Origin of the sequence: Amycolatopsis sp. YIM 10 (genome assembly GCF_009429145.1) — a bacterium.
Lineage (GTDB): Bacteria > Actinomycetota > Actinomycetes > Mycobacteriales > Pseudonocardiaceae > Amycolatopsis.
Genome location: NZ_CP045480.1, coordinates 130,510 through 155,052 on the forward strand (window position 1 = coordinate 130,510; position 24,543 = coordinate 155,052).

At 69.8% G+C, this 24,543-nt stretch carries 27 protein-coding genes and 1 tRNA gene; 21 read left to right on the forward strand and 7 right to left on the reverse strand.

The features are described 5' to 3' along the window. Positions 1-171: 171 nt before the first annotated feature. The 3 genes from YIM_RS00620 (at position 172) to YIM_RS00630 (ending at position 1,644) form a co-directional block, all read left to right on the forward strand. Positions 172-783 (forward strand): hypothetical protein, encoded by a 612-nt coding sequence (locus tag YIM_RS00620; RefSeq protein ID WP_153028476.1) that lies wholly within the window; start codon positions 172-174, stop codon positions 781-783. A gap of 134 nt (positions 784-917) precedes the next feature. Further along, positions 918-1,211, forward strand: a complete 294-nt coding sequence (locus tag YIM_RS00625) for a YiaA/YiaB family inner membrane protein (protein ID WP_153028477.1) — start codon at positions 918-920, stop codon at positions 1,209-1,211. Between the two features lie 22 nt (positions 1,212-1,233). After that, entirely contained in the window at positions 1,234-1,644 is a 411-nt protein-coding gene (locus YIM_RS00630) for an Imm7 family immunity protein (protein ID WP_153028478.1), read from the forward strand. 59 nt (positions 1,645-1,703) lie between these two features. Here the strand turns inward: YIM_RS00630 and YIM_RS00635 are convergent, their stop codons facing one another. Further along, complete coding sequence (locus YIM_RS00635) at positions 1,704-2,297, reverse strand: lytic polysaccharide monooxygenase (RefSeq protein ID WP_153028479.1); 594 nt, start codon at positions 2,295-2,297, stop codon at positions 1,704-1,706. A 599-nt stretch (positions 2,298-2,896) separates the two neighbouring features. Further along, positions 2,897-2,972, reverse strand: a tRNA-Gly gene (locus YIM_RS00640). A 201-nt stretch (positions 2,973-3,173) separates the two neighbouring features. Between YIM_RS00640 and YIM_RS00645 the strand changes: the two genes are divergently transcribed. The 11 genes from YIM_RS00645 to YIM_RS00695 all read left to right on the forward strand — a co-directional run bounded on the left by YIM_RS00645 (position 3,174) and on the right by YIM_RS00695 (position 15,382). Further along, on the forward strand, positions 3,174-4,613 hold the full coding sequence (locus tag YIM_RS00645) for a sigma-70 family RNA polymerase sigma factor (RefSeq protein WP_194239997.1): 1,440 nt from the start codon (positions 3,174-3,176) through the stop codon (positions 4,611-4,613). A 94-nt stretch (positions 4,614-4,707) separates the two neighbouring features. After that, the gene (locus YIM_RS00650; protein WP_153028481.1) at positions 4,708-5,148 is read left to right on the forward strand and encodes a DUF983 domain-containing protein; all 441 of its coding nucleotides are present in this window, start codon (positions 4,708-4,710) and stop codon (positions 5,146-5,148) included. A 3-nt stretch (positions 5,149-5,151) separates the two neighbouring features. Beyond that, the gene (locus YIM_RS00655) at positions 5,152-6,003 is read left to right on the forward strand and encodes a DNA-formamidopyrimidine glycosylase family protein (RefSeq protein ID WP_153028482.1); all 852 of its coding nucleotides are present in this window, start codon (positions 5,152-5,154) and stop codon (positions 6,001-6,003) included. A gap of 324 nt (positions 6,004-6,327) precedes the next feature. Next, complete coding sequence (locus tag YIM_RS00660; protein WP_153036686.1) at positions 6,328-7,695, forward strand: sensor histidine kinase; 1,368 nt, start codon at positions 6,328-6,330, stop codon at positions 7,693-7,695. A gap of 9 nt (positions 7,696-7,704) precedes the next feature. Beyond that, positions 7,705-8,550, forward strand: a complete 846-nt coding sequence (locus YIM_RS00665) for a S49 family peptidase (protein WP_153028483.1) — start codon at positions 7,705-7,707, stop codon at positions 8,548-8,550. A 129-nt stretch (positions 8,551-8,679) separates the two neighbouring features. Beyond that, positions 8,680-10,071 carry a glycoside hydrolase family 16 protein gene (locus YIM_RS00670; protein ID WP_153028484.1) on the forward strand — a complete coding sequence of 464 codons (1,392 nt, stop codon included), beginning with the start codon at positions 8,680-8,682 and terminating at the stop codon, positions 10,069-10,071. Between the two features lie 84 nt (positions 10,072-10,155). Next, the gene (locus YIM_RS00675; RefSeq protein WP_194239998.1) at positions 10,156-10,986 is read left to right on the forward strand and encodes a LytTR family DNA-binding domain-containing protein; all 831 of its coding nucleotides are present in this window, start codon (positions 10,156-10,158) and stop codon (positions 10,984-10,986) included. A 2-nt stretch (positions 10,987-10,988) separates the two neighbouring features. After that, complete coding sequence (locus tag YIM_RS00680; protein ID WP_153028485.1) at positions 10,989-11,516, forward strand: hypothetical protein; 528 nt, start codon at positions 10,989-10,991, stop codon at positions 11,514-11,516. Between the two features lie 30 nt (positions 11,517-11,546). Continuing rightward, on the forward strand, positions 11,547-13,334 hold the full coding sequence (locus YIM_RS00685; RefSeq protein ID WP_153028486.1) for a cation acetate symporter: 1,788 nt from the start codon (positions 11,547-11,549) through the stop codon (positions 13,332-13,334). 129 nt (positions 13,335-13,463) lie between these two features. Continuing rightward, a complete protein-coding gene (locus YIM_RS00690; RefSeq protein ID WP_153036688.1) occupies positions 13,464-13,778 on the forward strand; it encodes a DUF485 domain-containing protein in 315 nt (104 codons plus the stop codon). Beyond that, a complete protein-coding gene (locus YIM_RS00695) occupies positions 13,775-15,382 on the forward strand; it encodes a cation acetate symporter (protein WP_153028487.1) in 1,608 nt (535 codons plus the stop codon). Before YIM_RS00690 ends, YIM_RS00695 begins: the two co-directional genes overlap by 4 nt. On the opposite strand, the gene YIM_RS00700 is transcribed toward YIM_RS00695, so the two are convergent. Both YIM_RS00700 and YIM_RS00705 read right to left on the reverse strand, forming a co-directional pair. Beyond that, positions 15,345-15,884, reverse strand: a complete 540-nt coding sequence (locus YIM_RS00700) for a PadR family transcriptional regulator (protein ID WP_194239999.1) — start codon at positions 15,882-15,884, stop codon at positions 15,345-15,347. The genes YIM_RS00695 and YIM_RS00700 overlap by 38 nt on opposite strands. Next, positions 15,881-16,501, reverse strand: coding sequence for an L-2-amino-thiazoline-4-carboxylic acid hydrolase (locus YIM_RS00705; protein WP_153028489.1), 621 nt, complete (start codon positions 16,499-16,501; stop codon positions 15,881-15,883). The genes YIM_RS00700 and YIM_RS00705 overlap by 4 nt, the downstream gene beginning before the upstream one ends. 91 nt (positions 16,502-16,592) lie before the next feature. On the opposite strand from YIM_RS00705, the gene YIM_RS00710 reads away from it, so the two are divergent. Together YIM_RS00710 and YIM_RS00715 are read left to right on the forward strand one after the other, a co-directional pair. Beyond that, on the forward strand, positions 16,593-16,925 hold the full coding sequence (locus tag YIM_RS00710) for a rhodanese-like domain-containing protein (protein WP_228004482.1): 333 nt from the start codon (positions 16,593-16,595) through the stop codon (positions 16,923-16,925). After that, positions 16,922-17,869 (forward strand): DUF4328 domain-containing protein, encoded by a 948-nt coding sequence (locus YIM_RS00715; protein ID WP_228004483.1) that lies wholly within the window; start codon positions 16,922-16,924, stop codon positions 17,867-17,869. Before YIM_RS00710 ends, YIM_RS00715 begins: the two co-directional genes overlap by 4 nt. On the opposite strand, the gene YIM_RS00720 is transcribed toward YIM_RS00715, so the two are convergent. After that, positions 17,853-19,031, reverse strand: coding sequence for a cytochrome P450 (locus tag YIM_RS00720; protein ID WP_153028491.1), 1,179 nt, complete (start codon positions 19,029-19,031; stop codon positions 17,853-17,855). The two genes, YIM_RS00715 and YIM_RS00720, sit on opposite strands and share 17 nt — an antisense overlap. 40 nt (positions 19,032-19,071) lie before the next feature. Between YIM_RS00720 and YIM_RS00725 the strand changes: the two genes are divergently transcribed. The 5 genes from YIM_RS00725 (at position 19,072) to YIM_RS00745 (ending at position 22,503) form a co-directional block, all read left to right on the forward strand. Beyond that, entirely contained in the window at positions 19,072-19,623 is a 552-nt protein-coding gene (locus tag YIM_RS00725; RefSeq protein WP_153028492.1) for an NUDIX hydrolase, read from the forward strand. An 82-nt stretch (positions 19,624-19,705) separates the two neighbouring features. Then, a complete protein-coding gene (locus tag YIM_RS00730) occupies positions 19,706-20,584 on the forward strand; it encodes a DUF5926 family protein (RefSeq protein ID WP_153028493.1) in 879 nt (292 codons plus the stop codon). Further along, positions 20,584-20,931, forward strand: a complete 348-nt coding sequence (locus YIM_RS00735) for a DUF952 domain-containing protein (RefSeq protein WP_153028494.1) — start codon at positions 20,584-20,586, stop codon at positions 20,929-20,931. Before YIM_RS00730 ends, YIM_RS00735 begins: the two co-directional genes overlap by 1 nt. Before the next feature lie 211 nt (positions 20,932-21,142). After that, positions 21,143-21,655, forward strand: coding sequence for a SigE family RNA polymerase sigma factor (locus YIM_RS00740; protein ID WP_153028495.1), 513 nt, complete (start codon positions 21,143-21,145; stop codon positions 21,653-21,655). Further along, the gene (locus tag YIM_RS00745; protein WP_153028496.1) at positions 21,652-22,503 is read left to right on the forward strand and encodes a hypothetical protein; all 852 of its coding nucleotides are present in this window, start codon (positions 21,652-21,654) and stop codon (positions 22,501-22,503) included. The genes YIM_RS00740 and YIM_RS00745 overlap by 4 nt, the downstream gene beginning before the upstream one ends. Positions 22,504-22,560: 57 nt before the next feature. Here the strand turns inward: YIM_RS00745 and YIM_RS00750 are convergent, their stop codons facing one another. Both YIM_RS00750 and YIM_RS00755 read right to left on the reverse strand, forming a co-directional pair. Continuing rightward, the gene (locus tag YIM_RS00750) at positions 22,561-23,112 is read right to left on the reverse strand and encodes a ferritin (protein ID WP_153028497.1); all 552 of its coding nucleotides are present in this window, start codon (positions 23,110-23,112) and stop codon (positions 22,561-22,563) included. Between the two features lie 128 nt (positions 23,113-23,240). Further along, positions 23,241-24,428: an arginine deiminase gene (locus tag YIM_RS00755; RefSeq protein WP_153036690.1), complete on the reverse strand. Its 1,188-nt coding sequence runs from the start codon at positions 24,426-24,428 to the stop codon at positions 23,241-23,243. Positions 24,429-24,543: the final 115 nt, after the last annotated feature.

Below are 24,543 nucleotides of genomic sequence, written 5' to 3' on the forward strand. Positions count from 1 at the left end.
GAAACCGGGCGAAACCCGGACAACCGCCGAACGTCGGCATGACCGGCGGCGCGCGTGCTGTCCTCGGTGGCCGATCAGCCGTTCGAACGCGGTAAATCCCCAGATAGAGGGGCATTTTTCGAACATATGTTCTATACTTGGAGGAGTCGCGCGGGAGAGCTGGAGGGCGCTGTGGCCTATGTAACCTTGCCCACCTTCGTCAGTTGCAGCAGCAGTGCGGGCGCCAAGCGCGCCACGCTGGTGCGGCGGCAACGGCGGATGTACGACAACCCGGAGCCGTCGGGCTTCGACTTCTACCGGCGGGCCGCGGCGGCGATCCGCACCGGCCGGGAGGCGGACATGGACGCCGCCGCGATGGACATCCTGGTCGCGAACGCCACGCCGCGCTCGGCGCCGCACTACCGCGCCGTGGCCGATGGCTGGCTGCGCTACCTGGGTCGCCGGAAACCGGCGGTGCTGAACGTCGGCCGTGCCCGCTGGCGCTGCGGGGCGCTGGAGGTCGGCATCACCCCACAGTTCGGCCTGCGCTCGGCGGCCGGGCAGGACCATGCCGTGCACCTGTACTTCAAGGAGGAGCCGCTGAGCAGGGATGCCGCGCACCTGGCGCTGCGCCTGATGGAGCTGAGGATGAAAGACCTCCTTCCCCATGGTGGCGAGCCCCTGGTCCTCGATGTCCGCCGGTCGAAGGCATACACGCTGGGCAGGCGGGACCGGGACCGGCTGGACCACTGGATCCGCAGTGAGGCAGCCGCCTTCCTCACCCTCTGGGAGCCGGTCGCGTAGGCGGGAAGGCCTTTCTCGCGAAGGACCGGACCCGGGCGGCTGGGCACCGCCCGGGTCCGGGAACCGAGTCGTGACCTGGGGTTGAGTAGCCGTACTCAAGACACGGGCGCTGGTTTGGCGGACCGTTGGCGGCTATGGGCAAACCGGTGAATTCCTCGTCCCCCACCACGGGGGCCTTCTTCGCTCAGGCGGCCATCTCGTTCGGCGCGGCGGTGTTCGCGGTCGGGCTCGGGGTGGCGTTCCTGCCGGTCGATCCGTGGATCAGGGCGTTCCTCGGCATCGCCATGCTCTACGCGGTCACCTCCGCCTTCACCCTCGCCAAGGTGGTTCGCGACCGACAGGAGAACAGCTACCTGGTGAGCCGGGTCGACCAGGCGCGGCTGGACAAGCTGCTGGCCGAGCACGACCCCTTCAAGGAGCCCGCATAACCGCTGGAATTAGGCTCTTGACATGTTCGAATACCACGGGTGGGTGACGATCCAGGTCAGTGCGGACGGCGACGAACCGGACGGGCTGCTGGAACGCGCGGTCGAACGCGTGGGCCGGGTGGTGCGTGAGTTCGGCAACGCCCAGCTGGTGGACCTGCGCTACGCCAACGGTGTGCCGGTGCTGCACCTCGGCGGAGTGCTGAAGCGGCCGAGCACGGTGGGGGCCTCGCTGCTGCACCTGTTCATCCGGGTCGGGGAGCTGGCGCCGGCCTCGTACGGCCTGCTGCACGTCCACGACGACGAGGACTTCGCGCACGGCAACGAGTTCCGCGTGTACCGGATGGTGCGCGGCCAGGTCACCGAATGCGCCGACCCGTTCCTCTCGCCGGTGGTGCCGACGGTGGTCGACGAGGACGTCTACGCGGAATTCTGAAACCCGGGACGGACCGGCCGCTGCAGGGGAGGCAGGCCGATCCGCCCCGGAGACTCGAACTAGAACTGCACGTCCGCGCACTGGTAGAACGCGTTGCCGGTGTCGGCGATGTCCCACACGGCGAGGATCAGGTGCCTGCCGGACTTGGCGGGCAGCTTGCCGGTGTGCGTGACGGTCCAGCCGGGGCGCTGGCCGCCGAACGGCACCGAGTAGAACGGCTGGCTCTCCAGCTGGTCGCGGGTCAGCGGCGCGCTCGGGTTCCAGCCGTTCTTGGTGATGAAGTAGCGGAACGACGTGGTGGCGTGCGCCGCGGTGAGGGTCCAGCTGAAGGTCAGGTTCGACCCGCTGCTCACCTGCTTGGCCGGCCAGCTGCCGCCGCGCGGGTCGTCGAGCTGGGCGAACTGCCCGAGCCCACCGGCGCAGATCTTGCCGTTGGCGGGACCGGCCGCCGGGAAGCCCTTCGGCCCCTCGACGCTCTGCGGTTCCCACTGGATCGGGCCGCAGTTGGTGACCGCCCCGGTCTTGCAGTGGTACGCGCGGCTCGGGGCGTTGGTGGTGTAGCCGTGGCCCTGCGCCACACCGGCGAGCACCACCGGCAGGGCGATGCAGCCGGCCGCGACCGCGGCGATTCTGCCCAGGATTTTCTTGGCCATGCTTACTCCTTGGGGGATAAGCGAAGCGAAAACGGGGGAGCTGGGTCCACCGAGTCTAGGTGACCACCGTCACCATGGTCTAGACCACGACACAATTGGACTAGACCAAGCTCCCGCCGGGCACCACCAGTGATACCCGTCCCCGTCGCCTGCCCCCATTCGGCCGCTCCCCCGCCCGAGAAAACCCGACATACACCACAAACAGTGATCAACCCACCACCCCGCTCGCCCTCTCAGGTGCGCCACCAGTGATTGGTTGAGCCACCAGGCGCCGGGATGGGCGAGGCGCTGGGACTGGAGCGAGCCCGGCGACAGGTGCGCCGACCAGAGATGGCGAGTTCCCAGCGATAGGCGAGCTGCCGGCAATAGTCGAGCCCTCGAGATAGCCGAGCCCTCGAGATAGCCGAGCCCCGGCAATGGCCAAGCCGCCGCGATGGCCAAGCCGCCGCTATAGGTGAGCCGCCAGGAAAAGACGAGAACCACGACGGGGGTCCGGGGGCAGCCCCCGGCCGGGGTGTAGGGCTCGGCCCCACAAAACGGGCGACGATCGCCCAGGGGGAAGGCGGGAGAATCCCGCCGAACAAACACTCCGAAAGATCTGGAGCGGACGACGGGACTCGAACCCGCGACCCTCACCTTGGCAAGGTGATGCGCTACCAGCTGCGCTACGTCCGCATATCCGGCGATCTCCGCCGGTGCGGTGCAAACTATACAGCGGCCCGGAAGGGACCACTCCGGAGGGGGCACTTTTACCCACCCGAACTGTGGCTCTTTGGTTACCCTTGGCGCACGAGGGGTGACGGCCACGAGTTCGCTCCGTATGGTGTCCACATTCAACCGAACGGGTTAGCGTTTGGCGGGGAGGTGCCTGGCTGGATGACCGAGCAGAGTACGGCGCCGCCTCCGCTCAGCGGGGAGCCCGCGCTCCTGCAGCGCCTGCGCGACGGCGAGGACGCGGCCTTCGGCGAGCTGTTCGAGCTGCACGCGGCCGCCGTCCGGCGGCTGGCGCTGGGGCTCGCCTCGGACCGCTCCGAGGCCGAGGACATCACCGCGGAGACCTTCTTCCGCGTGCTCCAGGCCCTGCGCCGCGGCTCCGGTCCGCGCGACAACGTGCGCGCCTACCTGCTGACCGTCGCCCGTCGCGTGTCCTGGGAATGGCATGGCGCCCGCCGCGACGTGCCGGTCTCCGAGGACGAGCTGACCCACCGGGCCGGCGCCGGTGCCGACGCGCACGCCCGCACCGCCGAGCACACGCTGATCACCCGCGCCTTCACCAGCCTCCCGGAGCGCTGGCGCACCGTGCTGTGGCAGACCGAAGTGGAGGGTGAGCAGCCCGCGGTGGTGGCTCCCCACTTCGGCCTGAGCGCGAACGCGACGGCGGCGCTGGCCCGCCGCGCCCGCCAGGGACTGCGCGCCGCCTACCTGCAAGCCCACCTGTCGGTGCACCGCGGCGCGGACGGCTGCCGCGCGGTGATCGAGAAGCTCGGCGGCTACACCGCGGGCAGCGTCACCGGCACCGAGGCCCGCCGCATCCAGGCGCACCTGCTCGGCTGCGCCTCCTGCCGGGCGACCGCGGACGAGTTGCGGGAGGTCTGCTCCTCGCTGCGGGCCCATTCCGGGGTGATCGTGCTGTTGCTGCCCGCTTCCGCGCTCACCCTCGAGGGACTTCAGGCGGGCGGGCTGCTGGCCGGGCTCAAGGGACTGCTGGTCGGCTCGAAGATGAAGGTCGGCATGGCACTGGCCTCGACGGCGGCGGCCGGAGTGGTCGGGGTCGCGGTCGGCCCGATGGTGGACGAGACGGCGCAGCCGTTCCGCCTCGGCCTGCCGGGCCTCGCCGGGCAGGAGCTGATCGCCGCCGAACCCGCGGTGGTGCCGCCACCGGGCTCGCCGCGGCCGCCGGTGATCGCCACCGGCTCCCTGCACAACGAGGCGTCGCCGCTGCCTGGCCAGCCGCTGCCGCCGCAGCACCAGCCGGGGCCGGGTGAGCTGCCCGCGCTGCCGGACGGTTCGGCCGGTGGTGTGGTGCTGCCCGGTGAACGCGACCTGCCGGGCACAGCGGACCCCGGTGACGAGCCGATGGTGACCGATCCGAACAACCCGGACGAGAGCAACTCCCCGCGCGACGACGTGGAGCCGTACCCGGACCCGGACGAGACGCTGAGCACCACCGAAACCAGTCCGGACACTTCGGAGCCCGCCACCTCCGAAGTACCCGCGCCGACGAGCAGCATCAAGCCCACGAGCAGCGGTGATGCCACCGAGCAGACCGAGGAGCCGACCGGTACCAGCGGTGACGTGACCGCATCGACACCCTGAGCTACCACCGGGTGACTTTCCGATCTCGCGCCGGACGAGCGGCTCGCGGTACCGTGGTCGGGCTCATACCGCGCTGCTCGCCTGGAGGCTGTGGATGAACCGCCTGGTACATGGTGCCGACGGTCGTGAATGGGTTCTCCGGAGCCAGTTGGAGTGGCGCCCACCGGCCACCGCGGACGATTTCGAGCACGACGTGGCAGGCAGCCACGCGCCCGGCATCGCGATGCTTTTTGTCACCGTGGTGCTCGCGGTGATCCTGGTGGTGTGGACGCCCGAGGACGTGGTGGTGCCCACCTGGGTGCTGCTGGCGCTGCTGCTGATCATCATCTTCTTCCCGCTGCGCTGGATCCTGCGCCGTCCGTGGACCGTGGTCGCCGAGACCGAGGGCGACGCCACCGGTGAGCGCCCGTCGGAGCGCTGGGTGGGCACGGTGCGCGGCATGTTCACCGTGCGCGGTGAGATGAGCCGGATCGCCAAGACCATCCAGAAGCACTCCCTGCCCGATTTCGACGGGCCCCTGCACCCGGTGGAGTAGGTCATGCCCGAACTGCCCGAGGTCGAAGCGCTGGCGCACCACCTGCGCGAGTTCGCCGTCGGGCGGGTGGTCAGCCGGGTGGACGTGGCCTCGATGACGGTGCTGAAGACGGTCAGCCCGGCGTGGACCGAGCTGTACGGCCGCGAGGTCACCGACGCCGGGCGGTTCGGCAAGCACCTCGATCTCGACTGCGACGGCATCCACCTGGTCACGCACCTGGCCAGGGCGGGCTGGCTGCGCTGGTCGGACTCGCTCTCGCCGACTCCGCCCAAGCCCGGCAAGGGCCCGCTGGCGCTGCGGGTGCACCTGTCCGGTCCCGGGTTCGACCTGACCGAGGCGGGCACGAAGAAGGGGCTCGCGGTGTGGATCACCCGCGATCCCACCGAGATCCCGAGCATCGCCCGGCTCGGCCCGGACGCGCTGACCGTGGACCGGACCAAGCTCGCCGAGCTGTTCAAGGGCCGGACCGAGCGGCTGAAGACGGCGCTCACCGACCAGTCCCTGATCGCCGGCATCGGCAACGCCTACTCCGACGAGATCCTGCACACCGCGAAGCTCTCGCCGTACGCCACCACCGGCAAGCTCTCCGACGACGCGCTGGACAGGCTGTCCGGGGCGATCTCCGGCGTGCTCACCGACGCCGTGGAGCGCTCGGTCGGCCAGGCCGCCGCGCGGTTGAAGGGGGAGAAGCGCTCCGGGCTGCGGGTGCACGCCCGCGCCGGGCTGCCGTGCCCGGTCTGCGGGGACACCGTGCGCGAGATCTCCTTCGCGGACAAGGCTTTCCAGTACTGCCCGACCTGCCAGACCGGCGGCAAGCCACTGGCCGACAGGCGGCTGTCGCGCCTGCTCAAGTAGCTGAGGGCAGAGCGCACCGGGGAACCCGTTCGTGACACTGGAACTCAACGCAGAGTGAACCGGGTCCGCCGCCGCGGTGACCGGGTTCGCGCCCGCCGGGACCGGTCCGGCGACCAGTGCGCCCACCAGTAGGTTCCGTGATCGGTTTGTCATGCACCGAGCGTGCCGCCGGGGCGGTTACCGCTCCAGACCGCGCCAGCCGGAGAACTACCAGGTCAGCGATGGGGCGTACCCCACCGGTGTAACAATGGGTAGCAACGTGTTGCTGATCATGCACAGAAAGTGGAGGAAAGCCCCTTGCACCCGGATGCCGGAGCGCAGAGCATAAACGCCGTGTCCGGGTTGCCTCTCGCGCAGATCATCCCGTGGAGCGTCGCGGCCGTCGCGGTGATCCTGCTGATCGTCGTGCTCGTCCGGAGCCGCCGTCCGGCGAGCTTCGTCGACGACGCCGTGCTCGAGGCCGTCCGCCGGATGTCCAAGGCGACCCCGGACCTGCGCCGCGGGCTCGACGAGAACTCCGCCGACCGGATCACCACGCAGATGCTGGAGACGCTCAAGTGCGTGGCGGTCGGCATCACCGACGCCGACGGCACGCTGCTGTCCTGGGACGGCGAGGCCAACGAGCACTACGACGACCTGCGCGACTCGATCGCGGTGACCATCCGGCGGCATCGGCGCGAGGTGGTCGGGCACGAGAAGCTGCCGTGCAACCACCGCGGCAACTGCCTGATGCGCACCGCGGTGATCGTGCCGCTGATCGTCGAGGAGCAGACCCAGGCGGTGCTGATCGTGGTCGGCCGGACCCGCGGCAAGCGGCTGGTCGAGATGGCCGACGCGGTCTCGCAGTTCGTCCGCACCCAGTTCGAGCTGGCGCGGCTGGAGGACTCCAAGCTCCAGCTGCAGCAGGCCGAGGTCAAGGCGCTGCGGGCGCAGATCTCACCGCACTTCGTCTACAACGCGCTGAACACCATCTCCTCGCTGATCCGCACCGATCCGGAGGAGGCGCGCGAGCTGCTGCAGGAGTTCGCCGACTTCACCCGCTACATCTTCCGGAGTTCCGGCATGTTCACCTCGCTCGCCGAGGAGCTGCGCAACATCGACCGCTACCTGACCATCGAGAGCGCGCGGTTCGCCGGCAAGCTCAACGTCCGGCTGAAGATCGCGCCGGAGGTGCTCTCGGTGGTGGTGCCGTTCCTGATCATCCAGCCGCTGGTGGAGAACGCGGTCAAGCACGGGCTGTGGAACAAGCCGAACGGCGGCACGGTCACCGTGATCGCCCAGGACCACGGCAACGAGGCGCTGATCAGTGTGGAGGACGACGGGGTCGGCATGGACCCGGCGCGGCTGTCCGAGCTGCACGACTCGCACCAGACCGGCGCGCACGTCGGCCTCGGCAACATCAACCAGCGCATGCGCCAGCTCTTCGGTGACGAGTACGCGCTGACCGTGGAGACCGCGCCGGGCGCGGGCATGAAGGTGACGCTGCGGGTGCCGAAGTACGCGCGTGGCGTGCGGGCCACCGTGCCGGAGTACACCGAGTCCCCGCAGGACCGCGAGCCCGCCGCCGACTCGGTGCCCGCCGCGGTCGTGCACCAGCCGGTGGTGCAGCCGCAGCGGGGTCGCAGCCACGCCGCGCGGCACCGTCCGCCCACGTCACGCGACGGAGGACGGCCCACCGCCGACCGCCGGTAGGGTGGCGGCATGAGCGTGACGGACAAGCTGACCTCCCGGATCCCCGGCCTCGCCGACCGCGGCGAGCGCAAGGACGTGGTCTCCGTGGTGAAGCTGCACGGGGTGATCACTCCGCAGGCCTCGCCGCTGAGCCGGGGCGCGATCAACCTGTCCGCCCTGGAGACCGCGCTGACCCGCGCCTTCGACCACGACCGGCTCAAGGCGGTCGCGCTGCTGATCAACTCGCCGGGTGGCGCGCCCACCCAGTCCGGCCTGGTCGCCGAGCGGATCCGGCAGCTCGCGGACAAGAAGGGCGTCCCGGTGCTGGCTTTCGCCGAGGACGTTGCCGCTTCGGGTGGTTACTGGCTGGCCTGCGCGGCCGACGAGATCTTCGCGCACCGCACCTCGCTGGTCGGCTCGATCGGCGTGATCAGCGGTGGCTTCGGCTTCGCCGAGCTGCTGGAGCGCTTCGGCGTGGAGCGCCGCCTGCACACCGCGGGAGAGAACAAGTCGCGCCTCGACCCGTTCAGCCCGGAGAAGCCCGAGGACGTCGAGTGGCTGAAGAAGCTCCACACGCAGCTGCACGAGCTGTTCGTGAACTGGGTGAAGGAGCGTCGCGGCGAGCGGCTCAAGGGCGGCGGCGAGCTGTTCACCGGTGACGTCTGGCTGGGCACGAAGGCGGTCGAACTGGGCCTGATCGACGGCGTCGGCAACCTGCGCGAGGTGCTCGCCGAGCGCTACCCGGACGCCGAGATCGCCATCGCCGAGCCGAAGAAGCCGCTCCTGGCGAAGCTCGGCCTCGGCGCGCCTGCCGCCGCTTCGGCCGTGCTGGACGCGGTCAGCACGAAGGCGGCGTGGGCCCGCTTCGGCCTCTAAATCCCTTTTCTACCTGAACGGGCTACAGACACCGGGCCGGGAGCTGGGGTTTCTTTAACCCTGTCTTTGTTGTTGGCCACAACAAAACCACTCTCCCCACTGGTACGGGTTGACAAGGAGGTCACCCCCATGCCCGTTCCCCCTCCCCGAAACCCCCGAAAACCCCGCAGGCTCCTCGCCGCACTCGCACTGACCGGGGCCGCACTGGTCACGGTGCCGTTGACCCAGCAGGCCACCGCCGCCGTGCCGCCCCCGCCCGCCGGCTGGACCCAGGTCTGGGCCGACGACTTCGACGGTGCCGCCGGCACCCTGCCCAACGGCAACAACTGGCGGTTCAGCCTCGGCCACGGTTATCCCGGCGGTCCCGCGAACTGGGGCACCGGCGAGATCGCCGCGCACACGAACAATCCCGCCAACGTCAGCCTCGACGGTGGCGGCAACCTGCGCATCACACCGTTGCGCGACGGCGCCGGTAACTGGACCTCGGCCCGGATCGAGACCAACAAGCAGGACTTCAAGGCACCGGAGAACGGCGTGCTGCGCGTCGAAAGCCGGTTGCAGATGCCGAACGTCACCGGTGACGCCGCACTGGGCTACTGGCCGGCGTTCTGGATGCTCGGCTCGCCGTATCGCGGCAACTGGTGGAACTGGCCGGGTATCGGCGAGTTCGACATCATGGAGAACGTCAACGGCATCAACTCCGTCTGGGGTGTGCTGCACTGCGGCACCGCGCCCGGTGGGCCGTGCAACGAGAACAACGGCATCGGCGCCAGCCGCGCCTGCCCCGGGTCCACCTGCCAGTCCGGGTTCCACACCTACGGCTTCGAATGGGACCGCAGCACCAGCCCGAACCAGCTGCGGTGGTACGTCGACGGCCAGCAGTTCCACCAGGTCAGCCAGAACCAGCTGGACGCGACCACGTGGAACAACATGACCAGCCACGCCGGGTACTTCATCATCCTGAACGTGGCCATGGGCGGTGCCTTCCCGAACGGGGTGGCCGGCATCGGCACGCCGACCGCGGCCACCGTGCCCGGCCGCCCGATGGTGGTCGACTACGTGGCGGCGTGGACCCGCGGTGGTGGCAGCGATCCCGGCAATCCCGGCGGCACCGACGCCTTCGGCACCATCCAGGCGGAGAACTACCAGCAGCAGTCCGGCCTGAGCACGCAGACCACCACCGACTCGGGCGGCGGCCAGAACGTGGCCACCGCGGCGAACGGGGACTGGGCCAGGTACAACGGCATCCAGTTCGGCTCGCGGACGGCCACCCAGTTCAAGGCACGCGTGGCCTCCGGCGCCGGATCGGGGATTAGCGGGCTGGTCGAAGTGCGGCTGGACAGCCCGTCGAATCCGCCGATCGGGTCGTTCTCGGTGGGCAACACCGGCGGCTGGCAGAGCTGGCAGACGATCCCGGCGAACATCAGCGGGGTCACCGGCACCCACGACGTCTACCTGAGCTTCCGCAGCGGGCAGCCGTCGGACTTCGTCAACGTCAACTGGTTCACCTTCGCACCGTGACCAATCGGCGACGTGGGGGAGCAGACATTCCGCCCCCACGTCGCCTATAACTGAGGCTGGACATCGCCACTTTCACTAGGCAGGATGCTTGTCACTGTGAGTACTCAAGAAGACGCTCCGGGTCTGCTGGTGCTGGCCGTCGACGACGAACCGCACGGGCTGTCCGAACTCGCCCACTGCCTGGAGAACAATCCGCACATCCGGCGGATCTTCACCTGCACCGACGCCACCGACGCACTGCGCCTGCTCGCCTCCGACGACGCCGAGGTGCGCTACCGCAAGGACCGCGGCCTGGCCCCGGTGGACGCGGTGTTCGCCGACCTCAACATGCCCGGCCTGTCCGGCATGGAGATGTCCAGGGTGTTCGCCACGCTGAACCCGGCCCCGGTGCTGGTTTTTGTCACCGGCCACCCCGAAGAGGCGGTGAACGCCTTCGACCTCGGCGCGGTCGACTACGTGCTCAAGCCGTGCAAGCAGGAACGCCTCGACAAGGCGATCAAGCGCGTGCTGCAGTCGTTGCAGGCCGCGCCGGCGCCCGCGGCCCCGCCCGGTCAGGAGCCGGTGAAGACCGACGACGAGGTGATCGCGGTCGAGCTGGCGGGCAACACCAAGCTCATCCCGCGTGCCAACGTGCGCTGGGTCGAGGCGCAGGGCGACTACGCGCGGCTGTTCACCACCGACGGCAGCCACCTGGTCCGGATCCCGCTGGCCCAGCTCGAGGAGCGGTGGGAGAAGGCGGGCTTCGTCCGGATCCACCGGTCCTACCTGGTCGCGCTGCAGCTGATCACCGAGCTGCGGATGGGCCAGGGCGGGTACCAGGTGGTCATCGGCAACGAGGAGAAGCTGCTGCCGGTGAGCCGCAGGCACACCCGTGAGCTGAAGGATCGGCTGGTCGGCTCCTCCCGGAACAGCTAGCCATGACCCTCGGTGGGGACCCGTACCGCCAGATCGGCGGGGTGCGCGAGCCCGACCCGACGCTTGGCAAGAACCTGGGTCGCCGTCCGCAGGTCGAGCCGCTGCCCACCTCCAAGACCGAGCCGGTGCCGTCCGGTTCGCTGCCGGAGGAGGCACACGAGCCGGAGCACCACGCGCGGCCACGCCGCCAGCGCGTGGTGCTGTCCGGGCCGAAGCAGTCGAACGCCCTGCGTGCCCGCGTCGAGCTGGAGGAACAGACCAGCTGGGGCGAGCTGCTGATCAAGGACCTGGTCAAGGCGCAGCTGCGCACCGGCCTGCTGCTCGGGCTGCTGGTGGTGGTGCTGCTCGGCGCGCTGCCGCTGGCCTTCTTCCTCTCGCCCGGGTTCGCCGGGCTGCGGGTCATCGGCGTGCCGGTGGCGTGGCTGCTGCTCGGAGTGGCGCCGTTCCCCCTGCTGCTGGGCGTGGGGCTGTGGTACAACCGGCTGGCCGAACGCCACGAGCGGGCCTTCGTCGACATGATCGAGAACTGACTTCCACGCCTCACGTGCGAGGATCTTCGAGTGCAGCTGAACCCGTGGGCGCTGACCGGCATCGTGCTGGTCGGCATGGTCACGTTCTACCTCGGCCACCGGTCTTCGCGGTTCGCCAGCAGCACGCACGACTTCCTGGTCGCCCGCCGGACCGTGCGGTCCCGGCGCAACGCGGCCGCGATCTCCGGTGAGTACCTGTCGGCGGCCTCGTTCCTCGGGGTCGCGGGCATCGTGCTCAAGGAGGGCGCCGACGGGCTCTGGTTCCCGATCGGGTTCACCGCCGGTTACCTGGCGCTGATGCTCTTCGTCGCCGCGCCGCTGCGGCGGTCCGGCGCCTACACGCTGCCGGACTTTCTCGAAGCCCGGCTCGGTTCGATGGCGCTGCGCCGGTTCTCCACCGCTTTTGTGGTGTTCATCGGCATTCTCTACATGGTCCCGCAGTTGCAGGGCGCCGGACTCGGGCTGACCACCATTCTCGGCACGCCGGCCTGGGTCGGTGCGGTGGTGGTGACCGTGGTGGTGACCATCAACGTGATCGCCGGTGGCATGCGCGCGATCACCGTGGTCCAGGCGTTCCAGTACTGGCTCAAGCTCTTTGCCATCGCCGCGCCCACGTTCGTGCTGTGCGTGGTGTTCATCGGCGGCGGTGCCGGGCCGACGGCGGGTTCGCTGGGCACGCCGGCCCCGCCGGTGTTCACCGAGGAAACCACCGTCGACGTGCAGACCCCGGTCAAGCTGGAGGTCGCCGTGCCGACCGTGCTCTACGCCGACGGCGTGGTGGACGGCATGCGCTCGGACGGCGTGGTGTTCTGGTCGCCGGAGGTCCAGCCCGAGGTCGGCGAAGGCACCAAGCTGCGCTTCCCGGCCGGGTCGCCGGTGCCGGTGGTGGCCGGGGCGGTGACCGACAACGCGACCTGGCTGCTGCCCGCCTCCGACGACGTGACCGACCTGCTCAGCACGTACTCGCTGATGTTCGCCACCTTTCTCGGCACCATGGGCCTGCCGCACGTGCTGGTCCGCTTCTACACCAATCCGGACGGCAAGGCCGCGCGCCGGACCACCGTGCACGTGCTGCTGCTGCTCGGCCTGTTCTACCTGTTCCCGGCGCTGCTCGGCGCGCTGTCCCGGTTGTACGTGCCGGAGCTGCTGGTCACCGGGCGGACCGACGCGGCGGTGCTGATGCTGCCGTCGGCGATGCTGGGCGGGCTCGGCGGGCAGATCCTCGGCGCGGTCACCGCCGCCGGTGCCTTCGCCGCCTTCCTGTCCACCGCGTCGGGCCTGCTGGTCAGCGTGGCCGGGGTGCTGTCCACCGACGTGCTCCCCGGTCGTGTCCGCGACTTCCGGCTCGCCGCGGTGCTGGTCGCGCTGGCCCCGCTGGGCATCGCGCTGGCCCTGCGCCAGGACGACCTGTCGCTGAGCGTTGGCATGACCTTCGCGCTGGCCGCGTCCACCTTCAGCCCGATGCTGCTGCTCGGCGTCTGGTGGCGGAAGCTGACCTGGACCGGGGCGCTGGCCGGCATGGTGGTCGGCGGCACGCTGGTGCTCGGCGCGCTCGCGATCAACATCGTCAGCGGTTACACCGGCGGCTGGGCGCCGTGGTTCGCCGTGCAGCCCGCGTTGTTCACCGTGCCCGCCGCCTTCATCGCCACCATGGTGGTCAGCAAGGCGACCGCGCACCGGGTGCCGGACGACCTCAACGCGGTGATGCTGCGCCTGCACGCGCCGGATCCGCTGGGCTTCATGCGGGACCGGGCGGTGGCGCGGTTCGGCCAGGCGGAGGAAAAGGTGCGCACCGGCCGCGGTCGCCACCGGAAGTAACAATTCTACTTACGGTTACTCCATTCCCCTGATCGTGTGGCCTGCACAACTCCCCCGTCAGGAGGATGATCCTCGGCAAGCCCACTTGCCCGCTTGATCGAGGGAGGTCCTGTGAGCAGTAGCGAACCGATGACCGAAGCCGACTGGAAGCGTGTTCAGGCCAGTCCGGAATTCCGGCAACTGCGCAAACGCCTGCGGAACTTCGTCTTCCCGATGACCGTGTTGTTCCTCGGCTGGTACCTGCTCTACGTGGTGCTGGCGGCCTACGCGCAGGGCTTCATGTCCACGAAGCTGGTCGGCAACATCAACGTCGGCCTGGTGCTCGGCCTGCTCCAGTTCGTCTCGACCTTCTTGATCACGGGGTTGTACGTGCGCCACGCGAACCGGCACCTGGACCCGGTCTCCGACAAGATCCGCGAGGATGTCGAGGGGGTCGCGAAGTGAACCTCGCACAGGCCGTCCAGGGTTCGAACCCGATCCTGAACATCAGCATCTTCGGCGCGTTCGTGGTGGTCACGCTGGTGATCGTGTTCCGGGCGTCGCGGAACACGAAGACCGCGTCGGACTACTACGCCGCGGGTCGCGCGTTCTCCGGTCCGCAGAACGGCATCGCGATCGCCGGTGACTATCTGTCGGCGGCGTCGTTCCTCGGGATCGCGGGTGCGATCGCGGTCTACGGATACGACGGATTCCTTTACTCGATCGGGTTCCTCGTCGCCTGGTTGGTGGCTTTGCTGCTGGTGGCGGAACTGCTGCGCAACACCGGCAAGTTCACCATGGGCGACGTGCTGGCGTTCCGGATGAAGCAGCGTCCGGTGCGTGCGGCCGCCGCGACTTCGACGCTGGCGGTGAGCTTTTTCTACCTGCTGGCGCAGATGGCGGGTGCCGGCATCCTGGTTTCCTTGCTGCTGGGCATTTCCAACACCGCCGGGCAGGCCGTGGTGATCGCGGTGGTCGGCGTGGTGATGATCATCTACGTGCTGGTCGGCGGCATGAAGGGCACCACCTGGGTGCAGATCATCAAGGCCGCGTTGCTGATCACCGGTGCGTTCGCGATGACCGTCTGGGTGCTCGCGCGCTACGGCTTCAACCTTTCCGAGCTGTTGGGCAGCGCGGTCCAGCGCGTCGGTTCGGGCGGGGAAGCGATCTTGAACCCCGGTGCGCGCTACGGGGTTTCGGAAACGTCGAAGATCGACTTCCTGTCGCTGGGCATCGCGCTGGTGCTCGGCACCGCCGGTCTGCCGCACGTGCTGATGCGCTTCTACACCGTGCCCACGGCGAAGGACGCGCGGAAGTCGGTGGTGTGGGCGATCGGCCTGATCGGGCTGTTCTACCTGTTCACCCTGGTGCTCGGTTACGGCGCCGGTGCGATCGTGGGCAAGGACGCGATCAACAAGGCTCCAGGTAAGGAAAACTCGGCCGCACCACTACTCGCGCAGGCTCTCGGCGGTCCGATCCTGCTGGGCTTCATCGCGGCGGTGGCGTTCGCGACGATCCTGGCGGTGGTTGCCGGGTTGACGATCACCGCGTCGGCGTCGTTCGCGCACGACGTGTACGCCAACGTGATCAAGAAGGGCAAGGTCTCCGACAGCAACGCCGAGGTCCGGGTCGCCCGGATCACCGCACTGGTGATCGGCGCGGTCGCGATTGTCGGCGGGATCTTGGCGAAGGACCAGAACGTCGCGTTTCTCGTCGCGCTGGCCTTCGCGGTGGCGGCATCGGCGAACCTGCCGACGATCTTGTATTCGCTGTTCTGGAAGCGGTTCAACACCTCCGGCGCGTTGTGGTCGATCTACGGCGGCCTCACCGTCACCGTGGTGCTGATCATTTTCTCGCCCGCCGTTTCCGGGCTGTCGAATTCGATGATCAAGGGCGTGGACTTCCACTGGTTCCCGTTGCAGAACCCGGGTCTGGTGTCGATTCCGGTGTCGTTCTTCCTCGGCTGGCTGGGCACGGTCCTGTCGAAGGAGCACAACGAGGACAAGTACGCGGAGATGGAGGTCCGCTCGCTCACCGGGGCGGGGGCGGAGAAAGCTGTTCCGCACTGAGCACCGCTTCGACCAGTTCCAGGTCGGCGCGCAGGTGCGCCCGGCCGTTGTCGAACATGGCCTGCCAGAGCGGCGGAAGCGGGGCTTTCGCCGCCTGGCCGGTCTCCCAGTCGGCCAGCTGCGCGCGCAACGAGTGCGCCAGCGACTCGGCGAGCGACCGCACTTCCTCGGGCGGAAGCACGTCGACGAAGGTCAGCAGCAGGTAGACGCTCGCCGGGTAGGCGTTGGGCAGCTGCCCCCAGAGCTTCCTGGTGAGCCGCTTCAGCTCCTCGCGCCCGGCGTCGGTGATCGAGTACACCGACCGGTCGCGGCGGGCGGTCGGCTCGACGCGGTCCAGCTCGGCCAGCCCCTCCTTGGCGAGCTGGGTCAGCGCGTGGTGCACCGAGTACGGCTTGACCGCAGCCCACTTCTCGGCGTGACTGTCGACGAGCCACCTGCGGATCTCGTACCCGTGCCGCGGCTGTTCCGCGAGCAGCGCGAGCACCAGCAGCCGGACGTTCACGTGGTCCGCTCGAAGGCGAAGTCGCAGTGGTCGCAGCCGTAGCCGATGGTCACCGGGCGCTCGGCGCGCAGGCCGTGCCGGTCCGGATCGACCGCGGCCAGCATCGGCTTGTCCCATTCGCACCACACGGCCGCGGTCAGCTCCGGCGCGCCGAGCCGGGTGCTCGCGTCGTGGTAGACGCAGCGGTGTGCGCGGCCCAGGTAGGCGCGGTCGTTGTCGGTCACCCGTTCCCAGGCGAATCCCTTGCCGTAGAAGGACTTCTCCTGCTCGCGCACGTTTTCGACCATGGCCGCGAACGGATCGGGCGCGCGGTCGAGTTCGGCGCGCACGGTGTCGGCGAGCCAGTCGCCGAACTGGTCGACCACCACCCGGCGCACTGTTTCGAGCGGGTCGGGCACGCGGCCGTCGAGCCAGCGGTAGGCGGCGACGGCGTACGCGGTGAGCACCACGTGGCTGCGTGCGGCCTCGTCGACGACGAGGTCTTCGGTCTGGTCGAGCAGGTCCTCGGTTTCACGTTCGAGCCGGGCGCGGACCTCGGCCGCGTCCGGTACGCCGTCGAGCAGCGCGGAGAAGAACGGTTCGACGAACCAGCTTCTCGGGTCGTTCAGGTCGGTCATGCCGGTAAACGATAGACAAGTTTGTCTATCGAGTCCAGAGCGGCCCTGTTCACACGCGCTGAACGTGGCTTCGTGCGAGCATGGTGGCGTGGTGAACCCTGCTGAAGTGCCCACTGTGGACGTGCCCGAGCTGCCCGCCGAGTTCGCGCTGCTCGACGTCCGCGAGAACTACGAATGGGCCGCAGGGCACGCCCCCGGAGCCGTGCACATCCCGATGAGCGAGCTGCCCGGCCGGGTCGCCGAGCTGCCCGCGGCCGACCAGCTCTACGTGATCTGCCGCAGCGGCGTGCGCTCGGCCAACGTCGCGGCCTGGCTCAACGGCCAGGGCCGGGAGGCGGTCAACGTGGCGGGCGGCATGCAGTCATGGCAGGCGCACGGCAGGCCGATGGTCACCGAACAGGGTGCCGAGCCGCAGGTGGTGTGAGCGTGCACCCCCAGCACTACCCACCCCAGCAGCAGTACCAGCACCGGCCGCCGATGCGGCAGCGGGTGCGCTGGGTGGCGACCCCGCCCTACGGCCCGGCACCGCGCCGCCGTGCGGTCGACCACCGCTACTACGGCCCGCCCGCCTACCGGGTTCCGCCGCGCTGGGGCTTTCCGAACGTGGTCTGGCGGCTGCCGACGGCGGTGCCCGGCACCCCGTCGAACGCCCCGCGCCCGGCCCAGCGGCTGCGCGCGCTCTCCCGCAACGCCACCGTGTTGCTGTGGGTGCTGGCCGGGTTCGCCGCGGTGGCCGCGCTCGCCGAGGGCTGGCGGTACGTGCTGCTGCTGGTCAGCCGCGACTCCGCGCTCGACGCCGACCTGGTCGGCGCCTCCGACGCCCTGGTGCTCACCGCCGCGCTGCTGACCTTCCTGCTCGCCCTGTTCGCCGCCGGGATCAGCCTGTGGTGGCTGCTGGTCGCGCGCGTGGTCGCCGCCGACGAGCTGGGGGAGCGCCCGCCCCGGCCGCCGTGGCAGGTGCTCGTCGGCTTTTTTGTGCCGGGGCCGAACCTGGTGATGGCCGGCTCGATCGTCGCCGAGACCGAGCACGCCGTGCTGCGGCGTCCCGGCACCGAGCGCCCCCGGCCGTCGCGGTTGGTGCTGGCCTGGTGGGGCACCTGGGCGCTGAACGGGGTGCTGCTGGTCGTCTCGGTGATCTGGCGGCTGCGCGACGGTGTGCAGGCGCAGGCCGACGGGGTGCTGCTGGCCGTGCTGACCGACGGTTCCGCCGCCGGGCTGGCCGTGCTCACCGCACTGCTGGTCCGCCGGATGACCGGTCTGCTGGCTCCGGTCGGCGAGGACAAACTGCGCCACCTGCGCGTGCTCAGCGTGAGCGGCGCGCCCGAACCCGAACTGCGCCCGGCCCGCCCGGCTACCGCACCCCGGTGACCGGCAGCTCCCGGTAGCCGCGCATGACGAACTCCGGTCGGCGTGGCGGTTCCCCGGCCGGCTCCAGGGCCGGCAGCGCGGTCAGCGCGCGGAACGCGGCGGCGATCTCCACCCTGGCCAGCGGCGCGCCGAGGCAGAAGTGGATGCCCGCGCCGAAGCCGAGGTGCGGGTTCGGCGAGCGGCGGATGTCGAAGCTGTCCGGCTCGGCGAACACCTCCGGATCGCGGGCCGCGGCCCCGAGCAGCGCGCCGATCTTCCGGCCTGCTTCGAGGCGGTACCCGGCGATCTCCACGTCCTCGGTGGCGGTCCGCTCGAACAGCTGCAACGGCGAGTCGAACCGGATCGCCTCTTCGACCGCGGTATCGATGTTCGACGGCAGCAGTTCCCACTGGTCGCGGTGGTCGAGCAGGGCGCGCAGGCCGTTGCCGAGCACGTTGACCGTGGCCTCGTGGCCCGCCATCAGCAGCAGTACGGCGGTGGCGACCAGTTCGTCGTCGGAAAGCCTGCCGTTGTCGTCGTCGCGGACGCGCACGAGGTCGCTGATCAGGTCGTCGCCCGGATTCGCCGCGCGCTCGGCGGACAGCTTCCGCAGGTAGTCGACGAATTCCCCGGCCGCTTGCTCGGCCATGGCGCGCTTGTCCTCGGACAGGCCGTACTCGTACATCTTCACGATGTGGTTGGACCACGGCACCAGGAGCGGCCGGTCGGCCTCCGGCACCCCGAGCAACTCGGCGATCACCTCGACCGGCAGCGGCTGCGCGACCTCGGCGAGGAAGTCGGCCTGGCCCTCGTCGCGAATCCGCGCGGCGAGCCGGTCGACCAGCTTCGCGGCGACCTGCTCGACGCGCGGCCTGAGTCGTTCGACGTGACCGCGCGCGAAGGCCGACGACACCAGCCGCCGCAGCCGCGTGTGGGCCGGTGGCTCGTTCTCCAGCAGGGAGTTGCGGTGCAGCAGGTTGAAGGAGACGAACTGCTCGGCGGGCGTCGCGTCACGCCAGATCCGCCCGAGGGACCTGTGCCTGAGCACCGCCGACGCCGCCGGATGCGACACCGCGATCGCCAGCCCGAGCCCTTCGTGATGGTGCACCGCCCCCTTCGCCCGAAGCTCGGCGAAGTACGGGTACGGATTCGCGAGGAACGCCGGATCAGCAGGCTCGAACACCAGCCGACTGTAGCTCCACCCAGCCGTACCATGTCGTCACGTGACCACCGACGCGGATGGGCGGACCCTCTGGCGGATCCACGACGAGCGCCTGGTCGACGACACGCGCCGGCTTCGGCTGAGCATCGCGTCGGTGGAACTGCCCGACGGGGTGACTTTCGAGCAGTGGGTGTTCCGCATCCCCAAGGCCGCGGTGATGGCCGTTCTCGATGACCAGGACCGCGTGCTGATGATGTGGCGGCACCGGTTCATCATCGACCGGTGGGTGTGGGAGCTGCCCGGCGGTTACGTCAATCCGGACGAAGACCCCGCGGTGACCGCGGCGCGCGAGGTCGAGGAAGAGACCGGCTGGCGGCCGCTCGACATCGAACCGCTCGGCAGCCTGCAGCCGATGGTCGGCAGCGCCGACGCCGAGAACCTGCTGTACGTGGCTCGAAGGTCCGAGTACGTCGGGGAGCCGGAGGACATCAACGAGGCCGAGCGCGTCGCCTGGATTCCGCTCGACACGGTCCGGACCCGCATCAGCAAGGGCGAGATCGTCGGCGCGGCATCGCAGGTGGCGCTCCTCCACGTCCTCGCCTTCCACCGCTGAGCCCGCCCGGATCGCTCGGGTCGAGCGCCTGGCGGGCCCCGCCGTTCGGTACCGTCGGCCCGACCGAACGCGAGGAGGAACTGTGGGCAAGGCGGCGCGCAAGAAGGGGCCCAAGAAGAACGGGGCGCCCAAGAAGGTTCGCGAAGTCTTCGTCGGCCAGCCGTTCGAGGGGCTGGTGGCGGAGCCGGAGCTGATCGCGCTGCGTGAGTTCGTTCCGTCCGCGACCGTCGAGCTGCCGCTGAAGGACACCGACGGGCGCAAGGTGGTGCTCGGCACCGTGCTGCCGATGGCCGCCGCCGCGTTCGTGCGCTCCGACGGCCAGGCCTTCGTCGGCCTCCAGGTGCAGACCCGGTCCACCGACGTCAGCCGCGACATCGGCCGGTCGATCCGCTGGGCGCTCGAGGCCAAGGAGGGCGACGTGCTCTCCGTGCCCGACACCATCACGCCCGGCGGTGAGGGCGAGCGACTGCAGGACCTGCTCGACCCGACGGCCGAGTTCGACGTGCAGATGCACACCGACTTCTCCTGGTGGCTGCCCGAGGGTACCGAGGCCGAGGGCGAGGTGGCGCTGTCGCTGGAGCGCGCGAACGGCGCGATCATGCCGTCCGAGCGGCTCGGCACCGGTGCCTACTGGGTCGACGCCGGCGAGAAGGCGCACCTGCGCTGGGTCCGGCCGGAGCCGGAGGGCAAGGTGCTCCAGGCGCTGGCCCGGCTCTCCGCCGCCGGTGAGATCGGCCTCGGCGAGGAGTCGCGCTACGCCGGTTCGTTCCGCGCGCACGGCCTGCTGGTGCCGGTCTGGGACCTCGACCCCGAGGCCCACGCCCGCGAGTGGGACGAGCCCGCGAAGCAGCTCGGCGAACGCCTCGACAAGGCGCTGGCCTCGCTCGACGAGGAGCCCCTCAACGCCGCCGAGCGCCGCGCCCGCGACGGCCTGATCGGTCGTCAGATCACCATTCGCTAGTGGTACTGCACATCTGCTCGAAGCAGGACTGGTTGTCGAGCGGGGACGCCTACCGCGCGCCCTCGCTCGACGACGTCGGCTTCATCCACTGCTCCGACCCCGGCACCGCGCACCTGCCCGCGGACGCGCTCTACGCCGGTCGCACCGATCTGGTCCTGCTCGAGATCGACCCCGCCCGCCTCGGCGTGCCACTGCGCTGGGAGGAAGGCGATCCGCCGCACCCGGCAGGCGTGCGCTTCCCGCACGTCTACGGCCCCATCCCGCGTGAAGCGGTGATCGCGGTGCACGAGTTCCCGCCCGGCCCGGACGGCCGCTTCCACCTCCCACCGGCCATCGCGAACCGGTAACGCGCCACAACGGCTCACCCGTCGGTGCGTCCTTCGATCGGACGGACAACCTGCGGGGGCGCGGATGCGTGAGTCAGACGGTGGTGAGGAGCGGTCGAGAACGCTCACCGGGATTGGAGGCGATACGGTGACCGCGTGCGCGCCGGTTGCGCCAGCCCTTTCGCTGGCCGGAAGCCGTGTCGTCGAGGCGCGCCAGGAGAGGGGATTGGCGGTGTCGGGCGACCTCGTTGACTTCGGGGAGTTCGTCTCGGCCAACCTGCCCGGCCTGATGCGCTACGGCCACGCGCTGACCGGCAACCCGCACGACGCCGCCGACCTGGTCCAGACGGTGCTGGAGAAGATCGGCTCCCGCTGGACCCACGTGCAGCGCAAGACCGGCGACCCGATGGCCTACATCCGCCGCTCGATGGCGAACGCGCACATCAGCCGCTGGCGGCGGACCAAGCGCGAGAACCTGGTTGCCGACATTCCCGACGCCCAGCCGTTCGAGCACGCCGACCCGTTCGAGCACGAGCCGCTGTGGCAGGCGCTACGGGCGCTGCCGCCGAGGCAACGCGCCGTGGTGGTGCTGCGTTACTACGAAGGACTGTCCGAAGCGGAGATCGCGGCTTCACTCGGCGTGAGCCAGGGCACGGTGAAGAGCCAGGCGAGCAAGGCGCTCGCCTCCCTGCGGCTGAAGATGAAGCCCGCGGTGGAAGAGAGCGGAGGGAGGGAAGCGGTATGAGCGCAGACGACGACGAACTGGCCGGTGAACTGCGCCGGCTGTTCGACGACGAACGCCTCGGACTGCGTCCCGCACCGGATGCCGGGCAGCTCATCGTCGCCGGGGCCAAGCGGCGCCGCGTCCGCCGTCGCCGGATGTCCGTCGCCGGTGGCGCGCTCGGTGTGGTCGCGCTGGTCACCGGTGGTTTCGCGCTGACCGGTGGTGGGTTCCGGCACCAGGAGCCGCCGCCGGTGGCCCAGCCGCCCGGCCCGGACCCGGCACTGCAGATCGGGCCGAGCGCCACGATGATCCCGGCACCGGCGCCGTCCAGCCCGCCGCCGGGTTCACCACCGCCCCCGCAGCCGCCGCCGAACCCGAACTCCGGCCAGGCGACCACGCTGCCGCCGACCGCACCGCTGTCCGACGCGCCCGTCGCGACGCAGAAGTCGGGGCCGCCGGGCCCGGTCATCGGCCCCGGTGGCTACGGCAAGCTGCGGTTGAACACGAGCATGGACGAGGCGTCCTCGTCGGGCATCAACTTCACGCCGGAGAACAGCGGCGGCGTGGACGGCGGCTGCACCAGCTACTTCTTCAGCGGGACGGGCGTGCCCAGCGGCGGTTCGGTGGTCGTCTCGCCGAACCGCGGCGTGGTGTACATCAATCCGTCGGTGCCCGCGACCACACCGGAGGGCATCGGCGCCGGCGCGACGCGTGAACAGCTGCGGAAGACCTATCCGGAGGCGACCACCGGCCCCAACGGCGACGTGGTGCCGATCGGCAACGGCTACCGCTACCGCGTGGTGGTCAGCGAGACCGCGGTGGTCGAGCACGTCTATCTCGACGACAGCCTGCAGGACTGCTACGAGTGAACCCGGGCGCTCCCAGTGGGAGCACCCGGGTCCGAGTGGTCAGCCCTCGGGGGCCGATCAGATGGCGCCGCCGGCCACCGGCGGCATGAGCGGGTCGTCGCCGCCGTCGCCGACCGATTCGCGGGAGAGCCAGTTCTCCACCTCGAACAGGTTGCCGTTGGCGCGCTTGACGATGTTGAGCAGGGTGGACATCGCGGAGATCTCCTCCACCTGCTCCTTGAGGAACCACTGGACGAACTGCTCGGAGATGTAGTCGTCCTCGTCGCGGGCGGCCTTGGCCAGCGTCTTGATGTCGGCCGCGACCTCCTTCTCCTGCTCGAGGGCGAGTTCGATCAGCTCGTGCACCTCGGAGAAGTCGTTGCGGACGTCTCCGGTGCCGGGGATCTCGACGTGGTGGTCGGTGTCCAGCATGTACTGCACCAGAGCGAGGGCGTGGTTGCGCTCCTCGTTCGCCTGCCGGAAGAAGTGCTTCGCCAGTTGCGGCAGGTCCTCGTTCTCGAACCAGACCGCCAGCGCGATGTACTGCTGGGAGGCGTTGAACTCGTTGTGCACCTGCTGCTGGAGCAGCTCGTAGAACTTCGAACGCGGATTCTTCTTGGTGAGGGCCATGTATTCAACGGTAACCCAGCCCGGCAATTATCTCCAATTGTACCTGGTGATTCCCGCCCCATTAGGTTACCATTCCCAAAAGAAGGCAGAACTAATTTTGTTTAGCCTTGCCTAATTCATTCGGTGAATCAGCGGAGCGAGTCGCGCACCACCGGGCAGGACATGCACCGCGGCCCGCCCCGGCCGGAGCCCAGTTCCGAGCCCGCGATGCGCAGCACCTCGATCCCGGCCGCCTCCAGGCGCTCGTTGGTCTCCACGTTGCGCTCGTAGCCGACCACCACGCCCGGCGCCACGGCCAGCGTGTTGTTCCCGTCGTCCCACTGCTCGCGTTCCGCGGTCACCGGGTCGAGGCCGGTGTCGATCACCCGCAGCCGGTCGATGTCCATCGCCTTGGCCGCCGCGGTCAGGAACGGTTCCGGGCCGTCCACCCGCAGCGCGCCGTCGTCACCGGTGAACAGCGTGTAGGCCACCAGCGAATCCCTGGCCAGCGGGTACATCACCACCGCGTCGGTGTTGACCATCGTGCACACGGTGTCCAGGTGCATGGTGGCCCGCGACTGCTCGATCGGCACCGCCAGCACCGTGTGCGCGAGGTCGTCGGCGAACACCGAGCGCGCCAGCGATTCGGCACCGGCCGCCGAAGTCCGCTCGCCGACGCCGATCGCGACCACGCCCGGCGCCAGCAGCATCACGTCGCCGCCTTCGATCGGCGCGGAATGCGCGCCATAGGCACGGGCGGCCTGCCGGAATCGCGGGTGATAGGCGTAAACCAGGTCCAGCACCGCGGTTTCCCGGCGGCGCGCGGGCATGGTCAGTGAGGAAATCGCCACCCGGTCGGCGATCCACGCGGAGGAATCACGCGTGAACAACAGGTTCGGCAGCGGGTCGACGGCGAAATCACGCGGATGGTTCATTTTCCGGACCAGCGAAGCGCCTTCCGCGGCGGGCAGTTCCTCGAAGGTCATCCCGGCCATCAGCACCTCGGCCAGCGTTTCCGAGTCCACAGAGGACAGATGGGACCGGAGCACGTCGGCCAGCTCGGCACCGAGCCTGCGGTCGTCCACCGCCGCGTGCACCCCGGCGGCGTGCGCGCGCTGGTCGTCGAGCGCGCTGCGCAGCACCTCGGCCAGCAGCAGCACCTCGACACCGCGGCCGCGCAGCACCTCGGCGAAGGCGTCGTGCTCCTCCTGGGCGCGGTCGACCCACGGAATGGAGTCGAACAGGAGCTGGTCGTTGTTGCGCGGCGTGAGGCGCTTCAGCTCGGCGCCCGGCCGGTGCAACAGGACCGAGCGCAGTGGCCCGACCTCGCTCTCCACCCGGGGCGCGGACACGGTCTCGGAAGTCGCTTGCTCGACGGTCACATGCTGAGACTAATCACTTCCACCGCGGTAATGGTTCGGTAAGCGGTGGGAGTATGGCCGCCGCGCGGCC